Source organism: Rhodococcus sp. KRD175 (assembly GCF_017168275.1).
Classification (GTDB): domain Bacteria; phylum Actinomycetota; class Actinomycetes; order Mycobacteriales; family Mycobacteriaceae; genus Rhodococcoides; species Rhodococcoides fascians.
This window is the reverse complement of sequence record NZ_JABFAQ010000005.1, coordinates 496,333-514,616: the sequence shown is the minus strand read 5'-3', so window position 1 is coordinate 514,616 and position 18,284 is coordinate 496,333. Positions and strand designations below refer to the sequence as shown.

Sequence of the window (18,284 nt, the reverse complement as noted above, 5' to 3'; positions counted from 1 at the left end):
GTAACGGGTTGGGTAGTCCCATCAACGATAGGCTCGCGGCACTATGGGCCGCCCGAAAACCAGTGCTCGCTTGTCCGTTCTGATCGTCTTCTTCGTCAACGGCGCGGTGTTCGCCAACTGGGCACCCCGCATTCCCGAGATCCAGAACTCGTTGTCCATCGATGTTGCCACGCTGGGTCTCGCCCTCGCCGGGGTCGGTGTCGGCGGGCTTGCCGCAGCACCCGTTGCCGCCGTGCTGGTTCACCGATTCGGCAGTCGGTGGGCTGTTCTCGCGTCGGGACTGTTGTTGTGCGGTGCGTTCGTGCTCCCCGCTGTGGCGGTGTCGTGGTGGACGCTGCTGGCAGCTCTGGTCCTGCTCGGCGGGGCCGACGCGGTGATGGACATTTCCATGAACGCCCAGGGAGTTCTCGTCGAGGAGCGGGCCGGTCGGTCTCTGCTCAGTGGCTTTCATGCCGCGTGGAGCGTCGGGGCGGTGGTGGGCGGAGTGACGGGTTCTGCGGCCGCGGGTGCTCGCCTTCCGGTCGTGGTGCACTTCGCCTTCGTGGCAGTGGTGCTGGTTCTTGCGCTCGCGGCGGTCGGCCGGGGTCTGCTGGGTCCGGACACACGGCCGGACGAGTCCGCCGACGGCCCAACTCCTCAGCCGGCCGTCGGCCGGCCGATTGCGGCGCTGGCCATGCTCGGCGCGGTGGTTCTGCTGGCCGGCCTGATGGAGGATTTCCCGCAGTCCTGGAGCGCGGTGTACATGACGGCCGAGCAGGGTGCCGGTCCTGGCGCTGCCGGTCTGGCGTTCGTCGCGTTCTCGGTGGCCATGTTGGTGGGACGCCTGGTGGGTGACCGGATCGTCGATCGGTTCGGACCGTCGTCGGTACTGACGGGTGGCGCAGCGCTGGTTGCGGTCGCATTTGCGGGCATCGCGGGGCTGTCGGTGCTCGCCGTCGACGTGCCTGTACTGGTCATCGCTGCATTCGCGGTCGCCGGCCTGGGTTCGAGTCCGCTGTTTCCCATCGTGTTCAGCCTGGCCGGACGGCTTCCCGGCGTCTCGTCGGCTGCGGCGATCTCGACCGTGTCGCTTATCTCGCGTGCCGGATTTCTGCTGGCACCGTTGGTGGTCGGGCGGGTCGTCGAGGCATCGGGCTTCGGGTCGGTATTGGCCGCGATCGCTGCCGCGGGCGCCGTCGTCGCGGTGATCGGGTGGCTCTACGGCCGCAAATTTCCCGTGGACTCGGCTCAGGACTGCGGCTCCAGATAAGTGCGCAACAACCGACGTACCTCGTCGGCAGTGAGTTGCTCGGGATACGTCACCGTGAGTGCGCGGTACTGAATTCTGGCCTCGTGCGTGATAGACAAGTCCGGAGTTTACGGTCTCGGTGGTGTGAGAGGCCCGTTGGCAATAGCGAGACGCAGGGCAGTATGCGGCGATGAGTGAATGGTGGTGACTTGATGGCGACCGATGCCGACTCGGGTCTCCGTGACGAATCACGCAGGCGGGCGCTGTCTGTCACCGGTACGGCTGCTCTGGCGCTCGCTCTGGTGGTCGGGTGGGTCGTCGTGTATTCCATCGGCTTGGTGGGTGCGCTGTGGCGTTTTCGTGAGCCGCATGCGCCGGCACCGATCCTCACGATGCACGATCAGTGGACCGATCTCGCGGTCGGCGCACTGCAGGTCGTTGTGGGGGCGATCGCGATCGGCGCGGTGCATCTCGCGCGGCGACGGACTTTGCCGGCGGTGCTGCCTCTGCGGCATGGCTCCGCGCGCGAGGCTGCGTTGACTTGGTGTGCTGCGATCGGCGCGGCGTCGGCGATAGTGCTCGTATTGTCGCGACTGAATATCGTCCGGTTCGGGTTCTCTATCCCTGCGTCTGTCGAATCGGATTGGCTTGCAGTCGTTTCCGCGCTCGCTGTCGGTCTGAGGGAGGAGCCGATTCTGGTGGCTCTGCCGGTTCTGCTGTTGGTGGGCAGGATGCCGATCTGGGCGATCATGGGGTTGTCGGCAACGTTGCGGGGCTTCCTGTACCTGTATTTCGGCGGCGGCGGATTCCTGTGGGCAGCCATATGGGGCGCGGCGGCGGTGTGGGTGTATTACCGCTATCGGCGATTGTGGGTGCTGATCCTCATTCATGGCTTTGTGATGAACATCCAGGTCTTCGACCGGGTGATTCCGTCCGACAATTCGGCGACGGTGCTGCAGTGGATCAACATTTTGATCCTGTTCGCGGCCCTGCTGTGGTGGATCACGCCCCGCGCCCTCGATGCGTTTCTGCCGAACACGGTGGCTGTACGTTCCAACGATCGGGCTGTCGACACGACGCCTGTGGTGACCGACGTCGTGCTGAATCCCGAGAACGTGAACCCCGACCGATCCAGAAACGAACCACCCGTCAAACCCTGACCATGCGCGCCTCGTGGCATTCCCACGTCGGGTCGAAGCGGGCTTCGCCGTCCAGCTCGAACCCGTTCTTGCGATAGAAGGCGATCGCGCGCTCGTTGGCCGCGGCCACCCACAGATACGCAGCGGGAGTGTCCTCACCTAGTGCGTCGTTCATCAACGCCAGTGCAATTCCGGTGCCGTGGTGTTCGGGCAGAACGTTCAACGACCACAATTCCCTGTGTGCAGGCGGATTTTCGTCGCGCGGGGGTCCTCCGGTCGCGAAGCCGACAATGCGTGAGTCGCCAACGTCGACTGCACATCGGGTGCGAACTCCACGCGCCGACGACTCGTCGCGATGGGCGATGATTTGCTGCCACCGTTCGATGCGGTGCGCGGGCCTCATCGCATCCAACTTCGCACCGTTGATCATTCCCGCATACGTTGCCTTCCAGATCGCAACGTGTGCTGTACCGATCTGCTGCTCGTCGCCGGGCCGGATGTCACGAATCGAGTAGCTGCGCATGGTGTCGTTATACCGGCCTGAACTCGGTGACCGAATCGAATTTTCTTGTCGGACCCCTCTCGTACTATCGAATACATGTTCGATACCGGGGGGGTGGGGAGCGGTGGAGACGCCGTCGGTCGATGACTGTATTGCGGGGTTTCTCGATGTCATCGCGCTCAGCCGTGTTCAGGAAAACCTCGCGCGGGCAGCGACTTTGCTCGCATACTGCGACGTACTCGAGATGCGTCTCGAGGCCGCCGAAGCCGCTGACGGAGATCCCGGCGAGACCGTCCGCGGCGCGTTGTGCGACTTGGCCGTGACGATGACCGGTACGCGTCGTGATGCGGGGGTGATGCACGACGTTGCGGAGCGTTTACATCGAATGCCGTTGACGGCCTTGCGTTTCGTGACCGGCAGCTTCGACTGGTCGACGGTGGTCACCATCACCTCGGTGTTGCATCGCGCCAGTGACGAGACCATCTCGACAATCGAATACGAGGTCTGCGCCGCAGGGGGCCGAATGCGTCCGCAGGCCTTGCGGAATCGAATCTGGCGGTTGTGGATGAGGGCCGATCCGGACGGCGCTGCGCAGGCTCGCGAGACCGCGAAGTCGGAGGAAGTCGGAGTGCGGATCGACCGCACCGGTCCCGGCGGTATTTCGTCGCTCATCGCAAAAATCACGCATCTCGAGGCGGCCGAAGCGGATGCGCTCATCGTCGAGATTGTGGGGACTGTCTGCAAGGACGATCCGCGGTCGACGGGGATGCTGCGGGCGGCGGGACTGATGGCGTTGCTACACGGCGAACATTCGCTGGCCTGTCAGTGCGATCTGGGTGACGACTGCCCGGTTGCGGGTGGCACCGATGATCTCCCTGCTCGGCGCGGGCATCTCCTTCAGATCGTGGTGGCGGTGGAGACGCTGCTGGGACTGTCCTCGGATCCCGCGTCCTTGGCGGACGGGACGCCCATCGATCCGGAGGTGGCGCGCATCGTCGCCACCGACGCGAAATGGCAGGCCATGCTGACCGAGTTGGTCGACATGCTCAAACCCGAGGGAAACAGTTCCGACGACGACGACGACGGCGAGGGCGAGGGCGACGACGGCCCTGAGGGCGGTGAGTGCGGCGACGACGACGAGGGCGACGACGGCCCTGAGGGCGGTAACCCGAAAGGTGGAGGACCGTCTGGCAGAGGGCCGGATGGCGGTGACCCGAACGACGTGAATCCTGATGGCAATTGCGGCCCTGACGGCGATGGCGGTCCCGACGGCGATGCCGGTCCTGACGACGATGCGGGTCCAGGCACCGGCGACCAGGACGACCGTCGCAGAGAAGAACCGGACAGCGGTGGATACTCGCACCGCGGTAAGTACAGCGGTCGAGACCCGGGCAGCGGTCAGGACCCAGGCTTGCGGTTGTCGACCGGTTTGTTGCTACGTCGAGTGGTGGGCATCGGGCGCGTGCGCGCTGCCGGCGAGCTTCCGTCGATACGCGGGGCAGGTGACTGCGCGAATTCACCCGCAGCCCCTGTGCTGGGGGAGGAGTCTGTCCGCGATGGGCTGGTCGCGCGGTGGCTCGCATGGATTGCCGAGAAGCCCGAGCAAGCTCGGGGCATTTTTCCCGACGGCCATGGCGGGGAGCGCAGTCCATCTCAGGCTGCGGTGACCTATCGACCCAGTGCCCGCGTCGCTGCTGCCGTTCGGGCGGCGTATCGCACGTGCACGTTCCCCCGTTGCGACGTGCCGTCGGCGCGGTGCCAGATCGATCATCTGGTGCCGTTCGACCAAGACGATCCGCGGCGGGGAGGTTGGACCATCGTGACCAATCTTCAACCGGTGTGCGTGTTCCATCATCAGGCGAAGACCTCGAAAACGTGGTCGGCGGCGATGATGGCCGGAGGGGTAATCCTGTGGTCGAACTCGCTCGGGTTGCGCTCGATCACGTTGCCGGACTTCTCGATCGGATCGCACGCGGGTCGCAGCCGACGTCGGAAGCGGTCTTCAGGGAAGGAGACGTCCCTGTCCGAACCCACCCGATGGGAACTCGACTACAGCGGATCCGCACCCCCGACGCTCGCGGACTTCCGTGCTGCCTCGACGGACTCGGCAAGGAAGAGGCTCGCAGAGAAGAGGCGGGCCTATCTCGAACATTGCCGCGTTGTACACGCACGCATACGACAGGACTGGAGTCGATACGATCCCGCGCCCTTCTGACGCCGGCACGGCCGGTGCCCGATAGGTGGTCAGGGCCACGCACCTGCTACCTTGAACGCCGTTCAAGTATCTGGGGCAGGTGATCGCCCCTTCCTCGAGGAGCCACCGTGTCAGGTATCGACAGCAGTACTCGCCCGCCGAGCCGTAAGGTCGGTCGAATGAACGTCTCCGCCCGCGACATGGCGCAGATCGCGGTGTTCGCGGCGCTCATCGCCGCGCTCGGACTACCGGGATCGATCACGGTGGGCTTCTCCGGAGTCCCGATCACCCTGCAGACCCTCGGCATCATCCTGGCCGGCGCAGTTCTGGGACCACGCAAGGGCACGGCCGCAGTACTCGTGTTCCTCGCCCTGACAATGATCGGCCTGCCGCTGTTGGCGGGCGGACGCACCGGCCTCGCGGCGATGGCCGGCCCCACCGTCGGATACCTGATCGGCTGGATTCCCGCAGCGCTGATCATCGGTTGGCTCACCGCCCGCATCCTGCCGAAGTACTCGATCGTGCTCGGATTGCTGATCAACGCCGTCGGCGGAATCCTCGTCATCTACATCTTCGGCACCATCGGATTGCTGCTCCGCACCGACGTCGGGCTCTGGGCCGCGATCACCACCAACGGACCGTTCCTGCCCGGCGACATCGCGAAGGTCGTCGTCGCCACGGTCGTCGCCAAGAGCGTGCACCGCGCTTACCCGGGACTGATCAAGAGGTGACTTTTTCGCTGGGAGGTCGAGACCAGGACACCGCCATCGTCTGGCGCGGTCGCAGTCTCACCTACGCCGAACTCGACGCCGCCGTCGAGCAGTGGCCTCACCTCCCGGCACACGCCCAATCTCACGACGCCCAATCTCACGACGCCCAATCACACGACGCGTCAGCACTGGATCTGCCGGACGCGTTGGTCTGTGTTGTCGCGGCGGCTCGGCAGGGGTGCGCGGTGCGAGTCGAGGACCCGGCCGCCAGGCCCGAACGCAGCGGCGACCCCGATCCCGACGCCTTCCTGCTTGTTGCGACCTCCGGTTCCACCGGCAGGCCCAAGCCGCTCGCGCGAACCGCGGCGTCGTGGGTCGACAGCTTCGCCGAGTTCACCGACATCACCGGCATCCGTCCCACCGATTCGGTAGCGATCACCGGACCCCTGCACGCCACGATGCATCTGTTCGCGGCCTTGCATGCGCTGTGGCTCGGTGCCTGTGTCACCGACGATCAGGCGCAGGCCACGGTGGTACATGCGGTCCCCGCTGTGTTGCGGGACGTCGCTCCGCGGATGCCGCACCTTCGGATTGCGGTCGTTGCTGGAACGATGCTGGACTCCGTTGCAGCTCAGTCTGTTCCGGACAGCGTGAGACTGGTCGAATATTATGGGGCCGCCGAGTTGTCCTTGATCGCAGCGAGGGTGGTGGGTGAGCAGCCGTCATTGGTACTGCTTCGCGACGTCGAGGTGCGCACCGACGACGGATACCTGTTCGTGCGGTCCCCCTACGCCGCCTCGAGTGCACGTGATTGGTTCGCCGTCGGCGACCTGGCCGACGTGCGTGGCCGGGAACTCGTCGTCCACGGGCGCGGAGATGCGGCGATCAACGTCGGCGGCACCACCGTGATCGCCGAGGACGTCGAGCGAATTCTGGTCTCGATCGACGGCGTCCTCGCCGCCGCGGCGATCGGCACTCCGCACTCCGTTCTCGGCGAAACAGTCTCTGCCGTCATCGAACTCGACGGTTCACGCGATCTGGACGTGGTGCGCGCCGATGCCCGAGCAATCATGACCAAAGAGGCACTACCGAGGCGGTGGACGGTGGTACAGCAGTTGCCCCGCACCGCCAGCGGAAAAATTGCACGCGGGGCACTCGCATCAAGAGGGGCACTGGCATGACGCCCACACCCGTTGTTGTCGCGGGTAAACGGACCGCGATCGGCATTGCAGGGCACGGGTTCGCCGATGTCCCGGCACCTCACTTGGCGGTACCGGTTCTGAAAGCTGTTGCTGCAGAGATCGCTCCGCTCGGTGTTCCGATCGACGACGTGATTCTCGGCAACTGCCTCGGCCCGGGCGGTGACGTCGCCCGAGTGGCGGCGTTGGGTGCCGGGCTCGGGTTCGCCGTCCCCGGGGTCACCGTCGATCGGCAGTGTGGATCCGGGTTGGATGCGTTGGCCCAGGCCGCGTCGCGCATCCGGAGCGGCGACGAGACGATGATTCTGGCCGGGGGAGTCGAATCTGCAAGTACCAGCCCGTGGCGGTTCTGGCCGCCCGTCGGCGACGCGGAGCCGGTCCGCTACACCCGAGCGCCGTTCGCGCCCGACGGTTTCGACGACCCGGACATGGGTGTTGCGGCGGATAATCTCGCGCGTCGTCGTGGGATCGGTCGCGAACGCCAGGATGCCTATGCCGCACGGTCTTTCGCCCGAGCGGCAGCGTACGACTTCTCCGCGGAAATCGTGGCTGTGAACAACATGGCTACCGACGAGCGCATTCGGCCCAACATGACGACGCAGCGCCTGGGCAGGCTGCGCCCCACGTTCAGCACAGACGGGACCGTGACCGCCGGTAATTCGTGTGGAATCTCCGACGGCGCAGCCGTTCTGGCGGTCACCAGCCTCGAGCGAGCCGCAGGCATGCCGGCGCTGCGCATTCTCGGCAGCGCTGTTGCCGGGTCCGATCCTGCCCTTCCCGGGCTCGGACCGGTACCCGCGATCGACAAACTGCTCGCCCGCACCGGGGTGGCGCTGAGCGACATCGAAACAGTCGAGATCACCGAGGCCTTCGCGTCGGTCGTGCTTGCCGTCGCGGACGAGCTCGGCATCGACGAGGACCGCATCTGCCCGGACGGTGGTGCCATCGCAATGGGGCATCCGTGGGGAGCGTCGGGCGCAATATTGTTGGTGCGGTTGCTCTCTCGTATGCTGCAGCCCGGAGGCCCTGCGCTGGGGCTGGCTGCCTGCGCTATCGGCGGCGGGCAGGGAATAGCAATGCTGGTGGAGAGAGTGTCATGAGTACGGTCGCCTTCGAGAACATCTCTCACGCATTCGGCGAGCGGCAGGTGTTGCGCGGCATCGATCTCGAATTCGACGAACGCCGTATCGGCATCATCGGGTCCAATGGATCGGGAAAATCCACGCTGGCCCGCATGATCAACGGGTTGATCAAGCCCGATACCGGCCGGGTCACGGTCGACGGAATCGACGCGGCCAAGAAGGGCGCGCAGGTCCGCAAGAAGGTCGGCTTCGTCTTCACCGATCCCGACTCTCAGATCGTCATGCCCACCGTCGCTGAGGATCTCGCGTTCTCGCTACGGAGGTCCGGGCTCAGCAAGACCGAGGTGGCCGAGCGTGTCGACGAGATGCTCGTCCGGTTTCGACTCGATCGGCACCGCGACCACCCTGCTCACCTGCTGTCCGGTGGACAGAAGCAGTTGCTGGCCATCGGGGCCGTCCTCATCCGGCGGCCGGAGGTGATCGTCGCGGACGAGCCGACGACCTTGCTCGATCTGCGTAACGGCCGCGTCGTCGCAGACGCCTTGAATTCGATGGACCAGCAGGTCATCGTCGTGACTCATCAGCTGGCGTTGCTGGACGGCTTCGAGCGCGTCATCGTCATCGACGACGGCCGCATCGCGTTCGACGGCACCCCGGCTGCCGCGGTCCCGGCCTACCGCGAGTTGATCGAATGATCGGTCTCTACCGCCCCGGTGATTCGTTGCTGCATCGGATGAGTCCGGGATCGAAACTGCTGGCGCTGATCGTTGCCATCCTGGCGACGGTGATTTTCGCACGCACACCCCTCGAGGTCGGTGTGGTTGCCGTGGTGGTCGCAGTACTGTTCGCGGTCGCCCGCATCCCTGTGAAAGTCGCTCTGGCGCAACTACGTCCGGTGCTGTGGATGCTGCTGATCATAGGGGTGTTCCAGGTGATCATCACCACCTGGCAACGCGCAGTGGTGGTCTGCGGAGTGCTGATCGTCTCCGTCGCGTTGGCCGCATTGGTCACGCTGACCACCCGGGTCACCGACATGCTCGATACCGTCACCCGAGCCCTCGGTCCCGTCCGCCGCTTCGGCGTCGACCCGGATCGAATCGGTTTGCTTCTCGCCCTTGCCATTCGCTGCATACCGTTGTTGGCGTCGATCGTGCAGGAAGTGTCGCAGGCCCGAAAGGCCCGCGGCCTGCAGTGGTCGATGACGGCCCTGGCCACACCGGTGTTGGTGCGTGCGCTCCGTACTGCCGATGCGATGGGCGATGCCCTCGTTGCGCGCGGTGTGGACGACGACGGTGTGGATGACGACGGTGTGGAAGACGACGGTGCAGATGACGAGTGATCTTCTCACCGCGCGGATAGCGCAGCACTGCGATCGGGCGGACATCGCGATCGTCGACGCGACCGGTCGGATCACGTACCGGGATCTGTGGCGTCGGGTGGAACGTGCGGCCGCTTCGATGGCCGGGATGCATCGAATCGCGGTGTTGCCGACGTCGGACATCGACTCGCTGATCGTCGTCGCGGCCGCGATGCATGCCGGCGTGAGTGTCGTTCTGCTGCATCGGCATCTGCTACCCGGCGAATTCGTCGACGCGATGTCGGTCACTGCACCGTCGCTCATCGTGGCGCATCCGCGTCAGCACGCACGATTGCACAGGTGGGGTGCCGACGCGGTGCTGGCACCCGAGCAGCTCGCCGGCGACCGTGTTGCGCGCGTCGATCCGCCGGCACGCAGCGCCGAACTGCTCGTAGGCATCACCTCCGGAACCACCGGCCCACCGAAATTGTTCGTTCGTGATCAGGCGTCCTGGGCGGCCACGCTCGACCGTTCCGATTCTCTGTTCGATCTCAGTCCGGGCGACAGAGTGTCTGCATCGGGAACTCTCGATCACACGCACTTTCTCTACGGTGCGTTGCACGGGCTTACTCGCGGCGCGACGGTGGACCTGCGCACGGCGGCGGCCGCTCTCGAAGATGCTCCGACACACCTGTATTCGGTACCGACGATCGCCTGGGACATCGCGCGGTCGAACGTGCAGTACCCCAGCGTCCGCGAGGTGCTGTCGTCTGCGGCGAGATGGCCGCAGTCGGGTCGGTCGGCACTTGCCACGGTGCTACCGAACGCGACCATGACGCACTTCTACGGCGCGTCGGAACTGAGCTTCGTCTCCTACGACCGTCGAACGTCCGAGGGCGCGGAGATCGAGGGGGCGGAGATCGAGGGGGCGCTGTTCGACGGCGTCGAGGTGGAGACCAGGGGAGAACTGCTGCACGTGCGCAGCGACATGCTGTTCGACGGCTATCTGAGTCGGGTGGGTGAGCACACCACCCTGACGGACGGACCGGTCGACGGGTGGATGACGGTCGGTGATCGCGGCAGCGTCGACCAGGGCCGGCTGACTTTGCTCGGCCGCGGCAGCGAGACGATCGTTCGAGCCGGCCTCACGGTCGAGTTGCCCCCGATCGAGGCGGCGCTGTTGTCGGTCCCCGGTGTTCTCGATGCCGGAGTTCTGGGCCTGCCCGATGACCGAGCAGGGGAGATACCGGTCGCCGGAGTGGTTGTAGCACAGGATGTTTCACCGACGGTGGCGCAGATACGGCGGCACCTGCGTTCGTTGCTACCCGACCCGAGTCTGCCCGTCGTCATCGCGATCGTCGACGGTTTGCCGCGTACCCCGCGCGGCAAGCTCGATCGTCAGGCCTTGGGTGCAACCTTGGCGACGGTCCGGACCGTCGGTTCGCCCGAGGCTCCGGTGACGACGAACCAGACGGTCAGCGCTCCGCCCTCGTAGCGGTGACGCAGCGTCACGCGTTCGTTCGCCAGTACCGGCGTGAGGTATTCGATGACGGCGCGGTGGGGCGCTGCGGCCAGGTGCGGCAAGTCCACCAGCAGTTCTTCGACCGCGTGCCAGTACGCCGCGTTGTTGAGGTGATTGAAGGGGTCGATATCGGTTGCGCGCAAGGGGAATTCGATATCGTCCTGGGATTGCGACGGTACCGGTTCGGTCAGCCACGCCTTCCAGCGCAAGCGGTGCTGATCGGTGGTCTTGGCCAGCATCTCCAGTGCCCCGTCGCTGATGCGCGTCGGCATGCCGGTGTCCTTGCTGATGTTGATCCAGAAGCCCTCGGTCTCGATGCGACCGCCCTTGGGGGTCGTCACCGCCACCCGCATGTTGGACCAGCGCGTCGACATCGAGGAACACCAGCGCCGCAGGTGCACGCGGTCGGGAAAGTGGATGGGCTCGAAGACGTCGATGACGGTGCGTCGCACGATCCACATCGGGTCGGTCTTACCCAGAGGGGTGGCGTCGAGATTGTCGGTGCCGATGTCCTGGAGGTAGCGCGCGACACCGTCGAACCGGAGTCGGTTGTTGGGGTCGATGTCGCCGGTACGTACTGGCCAGCTCGTCTCGAAGCCTTCACCGGGCGGCGGCTCGGGTGCCAGTTCGTCGTCGAAGCCGGCCGGTTCCACGCGTGCATTGGTCACGTCCGCACTGTACGCGGGTGGACCCACGTGATACCCGTCAGAGGATGTGGCGAGCTCGCATCCCGTCGAACACCGGTGCCACCCGCACCACGTCACCGGTGGTGGGCGCATGCACCATCTGCCCGTTGCCCATGTAGATCGCCACGTGTCCCGGGCCCGCCGCGCCCCAGTTGCCGAACAGTAGATCGCCCGGCTGGGCGAGGGCCATCGGCACCTCGGTGCCCACGTTCCACTGCGTCTCCGACGTACGCGGCAGGGTGACCTTTCCGCCCGAGGCCTTGAACAGTGCGTAGGACGTCAGGCCCGAGCAGTCGAATCCGCCGCCGGACGGCCCGTTGATGTTTCCGCCGCCCCACACGTACGGCAGGCCCAGGTAATCCATCGCCAATTGCACTGCCCGCCCGCCCATTCCGGTGAGATCGAGCCCGGCGAACGGAGTGAGGATGGCCGCGAACTGGGCCTCGGTGGCCCGGATGCGCGCTACGTAGGGCTTGGTCTGAGTCTCGTAATCGACTGACCCCGAAGGCATTCCGCCCGAGCGCAACACTGCACCCGCTCCGGCGTTGTATCCGGCGAGGGTCAGGTCCGTCGTGTCGCCCGAGACCTTGCCGTCGCGCTTCCAGCCGTCGACCTGTCCATAGATGTCGCACAGCATCGTTCCCGACGCCATGACCGAGTCGCCGATGCTGTTGACGTCGACCACGCCGTTGCCGTCGTAGTCCTTGCCGTAGGTTGCCCACGTTCCCGGCATGAACTGGCCGGGTCCCTGTGCGCCGGTGCTCGATACCGGAGCTGTCGGACCGTATCGAAATCCGTTCTCGGCGGCGTAGAGTGCGGCAATCGTTGTGGCCTTGACGCCGCCGCAGATGTTGCCTGCCTTCTGCAACCACGGAACGAACGCGGTGATCGCTCCCACCGCGCCCAAACCGATCGGACCGACATTGATGCCGGTGAACGTGACGGGTAGACCGGGAAAGAGTGCTCGCCGAATGGCTTCGGCCGACGCCATGAACGCCGTCTGGGTCGCGATGTCGGCGGCGGTGTACGTGCGGCCGGCGAATTGCAGAGCGCCGGTGGCGAGCCCGGCGACGGCGCTGGATGCCGCATTCGACGAAAAAACACTGAAGGGTAGCGGGGCGCTCGGCGTGATCGCCGCCGGTGTGAGACCCGCAGCCATTCCCACTGCGGGCGAGGCTGCTGTGGGCGTCACTGCTGTGGGCGCTTCCGGCGTCTCGATCTCGGCAACCGTGGGCATTTCCGGAAGCATCGGTTCGACGGCGGTGTGCAGTCCCTCGGCGGCGTCGTTCAGGGTCCGGTCTGCGACGTCGGCGGCGGGTTCGGGCATGGTGCCCATCAGGTCTGCCCATTGATCGGACATCGTTTTGCCCTGGTCCTCGGCAGCGGCAGCGACCGCGGCTGCCTGATCCTTCACCGCCTGATTCTGCAGTGGAGCTGGGGCGTCCGTTCCGGCGACTGCGCCTGCGGCAGACACGATGACGGCAACGATGACTGCGAAGGGATCGCCTGCCATGCTTCGACTCCTGTTACTCGATCGTTCTTCCCCGAGCCAGGAGCTGTGATCAGACTCACCCGGGTGCTGCAACCATCATGCACGGTGCAGCCGATCGACTCATGAGTTTTGCGAAACTGTCAGAGCAACGAAACTCAGAGCAACGAGCCCCAGTAGTCCGAGAACCGGATTCCGATGAGCGCGACGACGATTGCGTACCACACGGCGAGCAGCGTCCACCGCCATTCGAGGAAAAGACGGCCGACTGTGCCCGGGCGTTCGTCCGGATTACTGGAGCCGGTGCTGATCAGTCGGCTCAGAGCCAGTACGAACAGTGGCATCGTCACGGCCCACACCACCATGCAGTAAGGGCACAGGGCACCGATCTCGTAGAGACTCTCGAAGATCAGCCAGTGCACGAACACTTCGCCGAGCAGCAGACCGGCACTGAGTCCGAGCCAGAACCAGTGCGGGAGTTCGACGCGGCCGAGCCACAGGATACCGGCGACGAGGGCGACGGAGAACGCCACGATTCCGAGGATCGGATTGGGAAATCCGAACAGCGCGGCTTGCTTCGTGACCATCACCGACCCGCACGAGAGCACCGGATTCAGGCTGCACGACGGAACGTAGGACGCGTCTTCGAGGAGCTTGAATCGTTCGATCGTCAGGGTCAGTGCGGCGAGGAGCCCCAGTGCGCTGAAGAGTGTGAAGACTGCAGCGCCGGCGCGAGTTCTCATGGTCGGTTACCGGTTGCTGCTCAGTTTCCGGCTGCCGCGGCGGCAGCGAGGATGTTCTCGGGTGTCGGGGTGGCGACGTCGGTGCCGTTGACGCGGATGCTCGGCGTTCCGTTGATGCCCTCGCCGATGACGGTCTGCGTCTGGGTGGTGACCCAGTCCGTGTAACTGCCGTCGGTGATGCACGACGCGGTGGCGGGGGAGTCGGCACCGGCTGCGGCGGCGATCTCGACGAGCTTGTCGTCGGGCAGACCGTTGCCGTTCTCGGCGGGCTGCTCGGCGAACATCGAGTTGTGCCAGTTCATCCAACTGTCCCGATCGTTCTCGGCGACACAGATCGACGCACTCGCAGCACGGGTGGAGTACATCGTGCCGTTCGAGAAGCGATCGAGAATGGAGATGGGACGGTAATCGACGGCGACGTTGCCTGCGTCGGCCAGCTGCTGCAGAGTCGATCCGCTGACCGACTCGAATGCCTTGCAGGCCGGGCACTGGAAGTCCTCGACGACGCTGACGACAGTGGTGGCATCGGGGTTGCCGAAACGAATGGCACCGTTCGCGGTGAGCGACGTGGGCGTCAGCTGCGGGCCCGATGTGGAACTCGCGTCGGGAGATGCCTCACCCGACGTCGAATCCTTGTTGACGATGAACAGAGCAATGGCTGCAACGAGTGCGATGAGAACGACCGCGACGACGATCTGGATCAGCGTTCGACGATTCTTGTCGCCGTTCTGCATTGCCCGGATGTCCTTGGACGCTCTGCCGTCTCTCGATGCCTTGTTGCTGGTGTTCACGGCGACCAGTTTATGCAGGACAACCTGAGTGTCAGATGAGAGCAGTGTCGAACAAGTGCAGTATCAAATAAGAGCAGTATCAGATAAGAGCTGCGAGTCGTTCGATCGCGAATCGGTATCCGTCGATGCCGAGTCCGGCGATGACTCCGCTGGCGATCGGAGAGACGTAGGAGTGGTGCCGGAACTCCTCGCGGGCGTGCACGTTGGAAATGTGCACCTCGATGATCGGGACCTCGGGGATGACGAGTGCGTCACGCAGCGCCACCGACGTGTGGGTCAGTCCGCCGGGGTTGATGACGATGCCCGACGCCACCCCGCGTGCCTCGTGGATCCAGTCGATCAACTGTCCCTCGTGGTTGGACTGCTCTGCTTTCACGTCGAGTCCGTGTGTGGCGGCGGTCTTCTCGCACAGGGCGACGACGTCGACGAGGGTGGCGCTGCCGTACACCTCGGGCTGACGGGTGCCGAGCATGTTCAGGTTCGGACCGTTGAGCACCAGCACTTGCTTGGCCATGACGTCACTCGCTTTCCTGCTCTACGAACTACCGGGTCCGATCATTCCACAGCGTGGTTGACACAATTGCCCCGTGAGCATTGGGAAGACGGTGAGTACGGGGAGAACCGTATGGGTGGTGTGGGGCATCGGTGTCTTCGCGTATGTCATCGGGGTGCTGCATCGGACGGCCTTCGGGGTCGCCGGGCTGAGCGCTGCGGACCGGTTCTCGATTTCCCCGTCTCTGTTGTCCTCGTTCGTGGTGCTGCAGGTGGTCGTGTACGCGGCGATGCAGATTCCGGCCGGAGTGCTGCTGGATCGGATCGGTTCGCGCAAGATGATCGCTGCCGGTGCGCTGATCATGGCGTCGGCGCAGATCACGTTGGCGCTCACCGAATCGCTGCCGGTCGCGGTGGCGGCACGTGCATTTGTGGGCATCGGCGACGCGCTGACGTTCATCTCGGTCCTGCGTCTGGTGCCGCGTTGGTTCTCGCCGCGGCGGGTGCCGATCGTGTCCCAGTTGACCGGGCTGCTGGGGCAGCTCGGGCAGGTGCTCTCGGCCGTGCCGTTTCTGATTCTGCTGAACGGGCCGGGGTGGACGTTCGCTTTCGGTAGCGCGGCGGCACTGGGTTTGCTCGCACTCGTCCTCTCGCTCGCTCTGATTCGAGATCGTCCCGACGACAGCACCGCTCCGGAACCGGAGCCGACGTCGTTGCGGCAGACGCTGGACTCCATCGGCGAGGTGTGGCGACGACCGGGGACCCGGCTCGGATTCTTCTCGCACATGGGGACCCAGTTCTCGATCACCACGTTCGCCTTGTTGTGGGGTGTGCCGTACATGACCACCGCTCAGGGATTGTCGGCGTCGACGGCCGGAGCGCTGCTGACGTTGTCGGTGCTGTCGGCGGTGGCGTCGGGCATCGTGCTCGGTTTGCTCACCGGGCGCTACCCGATGCGTCGGTCCTGGCTGGTGCTGGCGATCATGGTCAGCAACGCCACGATGTGGGCCATCGTGCTGTCGCTGCCCGGACCTGCGCCGCTGTGGCTGCTCGTTCTTCTCGTCGTGGTGATTTCCGTGGGTGGGCCCGGGTCGGTGATCGGATTCGACCTCGCCCGCACGTTCAATCCGAGTGCCAATCTGGGGACGGCTCAGGGGATGGTCAACATCGGCGGCTTCCTGGCATCGCTGTTGGTCATCGCGGCGATCGGGTGGATTCTCGACGCGATGGGTGGTTACGACTTCGACAGTTTCCGGGTCGCGATGCTGGTGCAGTTTCCCGTGTGGATCATCGCGATCATTGGGGTGCTGGCGACGCGGCGCAAGACGCGCAAGGTGCTCGCGGCCGACGGCATCCACCCGCACACGATGCGCGAGGTCCGAGACCGGATGCGCCGCAAATAAACCTTTGCTTAGTCGGCTTTGTACGAGCATGCTGGTGGTCCGAATATCGTTGTAGGACACAAGCAAACGTTACGTAAAGGTGAAACAAAGAGATGGTAAGCGAGCCTGAAGCGACCGCCGAGCGTGAAGCGAGTGCGGTGAGTGGCGAGTACTCGCACCGCGAGATCATGACGATTCTGTCGGGCCTGATGATGGGCATGTTCCTGGCGGCTCTCGACCAGACCATCGTCTCGACGTCGGTCCGGACCATCGCCGACGATCTCAACGGGTTCTCCGTTCTCGCCTGGGTGACAACGGCATATCTGATCACGTCCACTGTCTCGACTCCGCTGTACGGCAAACTCTCCGATCTCTACGGGCGCAAGCCGTTCTTCATGACGGCCATCTCGATCTTCGTCGTCGGGTCCATGCTGTGCGGCATCGCGACATCGATGTACGAGCTCGCAGCTTTCCGGGCCGTGCAGGGGTTGGGTGCAGGTGGCCTGATGTCGATGGCGTTGGCGATCATCGGCGACATCGTGCCCCCGCGGGAGAGGGCCAAGTATCAGGGTTACTTCCTGGCGGTGTTCGGTACGTCCAGTGTGCTCGGGCCGGTCATCGGCGGTCTGCTGGCCGGGCAGTCGTCCATTCTCGGCATCACCGGCTGGCGCTGGGTCTTCTACATCAACGTTCCGCTCGGCATCATCGCGCTCGTCGTCGTCTGGCGGGTGCTGAACCTGCCCGTCTACCGCCGCGAGGCCCGCGTCGACTGGTGGGGCGCAGTGCTTCTCAGCGTCGGGCTCGTGCCGCTGCTGATCATCGCCGAGCAGGGCCGCGTATGGGGATGGAGTTCGCCGCGGGCACTGCTGTGCTTCGGGATCGGCATCGTGGGCGTCATCGCGTTCGTTCTCGCCGAGATCAAGATGGGCGACGATGCCCTGATCCCCATGCGGTTCTTCCGAAACCCGTTGTTCTCGTTGTGTATTGCCGTCAGTGTCATCGCAGGCGCAGCCATGTTCGGCGGTATCTCGTTGCTGCCGCAGTACCTGCAGGTGGTCAAGGGTTCCTCGCCGACTCTCGCCGGTTATCAGACCTTGCCGCTCGTCGGCGCACTGATGATCGCGTCCATCGTGTCGGGTTCGATCATCTCGAAGACGGGGCGGTACAAGATCTTTCCGATCGTCGGCACTGCGCTGATGGCGATCGCCATGTTCACGTTCCACTACGTGCACGCCGACACTCCGTTGTGGCAGACGATGGTCGTGATGGGTGTGTTCGGTCTCGGTCTCGGTTCGATGATGCAGCCGCTCACGTTGGCCATCCAGAATGCGATGCCGCCCAAGGATATGGGTGTCTCCACCTCGGCGGCAACGTTCTTCCGTCAGATCGGTGCGACGGTCGGCGTGGCGGTGTTCCTGTCGATGCTGTTCACTCAGCTGACGCCCAAGACCGGCGATGCGTTGGTCGCCGCCGGTTCGACGCCCGCGTTCCAGCAGGCCGTGCAGAGCGCGGCCACCAGTGCCGATCCGTTGGAGTCCGGGTTCGCGAAGGCCATCGCCTCGGGTGATGCATCCGTTGCCGGTAGTGCCTTGCAGGACAGTTCGTTCATCCAGAAGCTCGATCCCGCGCTCGCCGAGCCGTTCCGCATCGGCTTCTCCGACGCGATGGACTACGTGTTCCTGGCCGTGTCGATCCTGATGCTCCTCGGATTCGTCCTGGTGCTCTTCCTCAAGGAGGTGCCGCTGCGCACGATGTCGGGTCTGGCGGCAGCTCAGCAGGAACGCGACGAAGAGCGAGCGAACGACGTGGGCACCGGTCTACATTGATG

17 protein-coding genes are annotated in these 18,284 nt (G+C 65.0%); 11 read left to right on the top strand and 6 right to left on the bottom strand.

Annotated elements, in window-relative coordinates:
• Positions 1–43: 43 nt before the first annotated feature.
• Both J1M81_RS10545 and J1M81_RS10540 read left to right on the top strand, forming a co-directional pair.
• Positions 44–1,249, top strand: a complete 1,206-nt coding sequence (locus J1M81_RS10545; RefSeq protein ID WP_063216079.1) for an MFS transporter — start codon at positions 44–46, stop codon at positions 1,247–1,249.
• A 191-nt stretch (positions 1,250–1,440) separates the two neighbouring features.
• A complete protein-coding gene (locus J1M81_RS10540) occupies positions 1,441–2,388 on the top strand; it encodes a CPBP family intramembrane glutamic endopeptidase (RefSeq protein ID WP_052061305.1) in 948 nt (315 codons plus the stop codon).
• Here the strand turns inward: J1M81_RS10540 and J1M81_RS10535 are convergent.
• Positions 2,378–2,890, bottom strand: a complete 513-nt coding sequence (locus J1M81_RS10535; RefSeq protein ID WP_032399421.1) for a GNAT family N-acetyltransferase — start codon at positions 2,888–2,890, stop codon at positions 2,378–2,380. The genes J1M81_RS10540 and J1M81_RS10535 overlap by 11 nt on opposite strands.
• A gap of 103 nt (positions 2,891–2,993) precedes the next feature.
• Here J1M81_RS10535 and J1M81_RS10530 point away from each other — a divergent pair, with 103 nt between their 5' ends.
• The 7 genes from J1M81_RS10530 to J1M81_RS10500 all read left to right on the top strand — a co-directional run bounded on the left by J1M81_RS10530 (position 2,994) and on the right by J1M81_RS10500 (position 10,846).
• Positions 2,994–5,084 carry an HNH endonuclease signature motif containing protein gene (locus J1M81_RS10530; RefSeq protein WP_206498025.1) on the top strand — a complete coding sequence of 697 codons (2,091 nt, stop codon included), beginning with the start codon at positions 2,994–2,996 and terminating at the stop codon, positions 5,082–5,084.
• A 158-nt stretch (positions 5,085–5,242) separates the two neighbouring features.
• Positions 5,243–5,794 carry a biotin transporter BioY gene (locus J1M81_RS10525; protein WP_239535631.1) on the top strand — a complete coding sequence of 184 codons (552 nt, stop codon included), beginning with the start codon at positions 5,243–5,245 and terminating at the stop codon, positions 5,792–5,794.
• Positions 5,791–6,954, top strand: a complete 1,164-nt coding sequence (locus tag J1M81_RS10520; protein ID WP_052061303.1) for an AMP-binding protein — start codon at positions 5,791–5,793, stop codon at positions 6,952–6,954. The genes J1M81_RS10525 and J1M81_RS10520 overlap by 4 nt, the downstream gene beginning before the upstream one ends.
• Positions 6,951–8,072 carry a thiolase family protein gene (locus tag J1M81_RS10515; RefSeq protein ID WP_206498024.1) on the top strand — a complete coding sequence of 374 codons (1,122 nt, stop codon included), beginning with the start codon at positions 6,951–6,953 and terminating at the stop codon, positions 8,070–8,072. The genes J1M81_RS10520 and J1M81_RS10515 overlap by 4 nt, the downstream gene beginning before the upstream one ends.
• The gene (locus tag J1M81_RS10510) at positions 8,069–8,749 is read left to right on the top strand and encodes an energy-coupling factor ABC transporter ATP-binding protein (RefSeq protein ID WP_032381305.1); all 681 of its coding nucleotides are present in this window, start codon (positions 8,069–8,071) and stop codon (positions 8,747–8,749) included. The genes J1M81_RS10515 and J1M81_RS10510 overlap by 4 nt, the downstream gene beginning before the upstream one ends.
• Positions 8,746–9,393, top strand: coding sequence for an energy-coupling factor transporter transmembrane protein EcfT (locus J1M81_RS10505; RefSeq protein WP_206498023.1), 648 nt, complete (start codon positions 8,746–8,748; stop codon positions 9,391–9,393). The genes J1M81_RS10510 and J1M81_RS10505 overlap by 4 nt, the downstream gene beginning before the upstream one ends.
• Positions 9,284–10,846, top strand: a complete 1,563-nt coding sequence (locus tag J1M81_RS10500; RefSeq protein WP_283348147.1) for an AMP-binding protein — start codon at positions 9,284–9,286, stop codon at positions 10,844–10,846. The genes J1M81_RS10505 and J1M81_RS10500 overlap by 110 nt, the downstream gene beginning before the upstream one ends.
• Here J1M81_RS10500 and J1M81_RS10495 read toward each other — a convergent pair.
• From J1M81_RS10495 to aroQ, 5 genes are all read right to left on the bottom strand, one after another.
• Positions 10,750–11,541, bottom strand: coding sequence for an acyl-[acyl-carrier-protein] thioesterase (locus J1M81_RS10495; protein WP_283348148.1), 792 nt, complete (start codon positions 11,539–11,541; stop codon positions 10,750–10,752). The genes J1M81_RS10500 and J1M81_RS10495 overlap by 97 nt on opposite strands.
• A gap of 37 nt (positions 11,542–11,578) precedes the next feature.
• Complete coding sequence (locus J1M81_RS10490) at positions 11,579–13,072, bottom strand: NlpC/P60 family protein (protein ID WP_032399417.1); 1,494 nt, start codon at positions 13,070–13,072, stop codon at positions 11,579–11,581.
• Between the two features lie 134 nt (positions 13,073–13,206).
• Complete coding sequence (locus J1M81_RS10485) at positions 13,207–13,791, bottom strand: vitamin K epoxide reductase family protein (protein ID WP_032399416.1); 585 nt, start codon at positions 13,789–13,791, stop codon at positions 13,207–13,209.
• A 20-nt stretch (positions 13,792–13,811) separates the two neighbouring features.
• A complete protein-coding gene (locus tag J1M81_RS10480) occupies positions 13,812–14,582 on the bottom strand; it encodes a thioredoxin domain-containing protein (protein ID WP_206498022.1) in 771 nt (256 codons plus the stop codon).
• 79 nt (positions 14,583–14,661) lie between these two features.
• Complete coding sequence (aroQ, locus tag J1M81_RS10475) at positions 14,662–15,096, bottom strand: type II 3-dehydroquinate dehydratase (protein WP_032381310.1); 435 nt, start codon at positions 15,094–15,096, stop codon at positions 14,662–14,664.
• Between the two features lie 79 nt (positions 15,097–15,175).
• Between aroQ and J1M81_RS10470 the strand changes: the two genes are divergently transcribed.
• Both J1M81_RS10470 and J1M81_RS10465 read left to right on the top strand, forming a co-directional pair.
• Positions 15,176–16,477: a nitrate/nitrite transporter gene (locus J1M81_RS10470; protein ID WP_371828235.1), complete on the top strand. Its 1,302-nt coding sequence runs from the start codon at positions 15,176–15,178 to the stop codon at positions 16,475–16,477.
• Positions 16,478–16,569: 92 nt separating this feature from the next.
• Positions 16,570–18,282 (top strand): MDR family MFS transporter, encoded by a 1,713-nt coding sequence (locus tag J1M81_RS10465; protein ID WP_052068758.1) that lies wholly within the window; start codon positions 16,570–16,572, stop codon positions 18,280–18,282.
• Positions 18,283–18,284 lie beyond the last annotated feature (2 nt).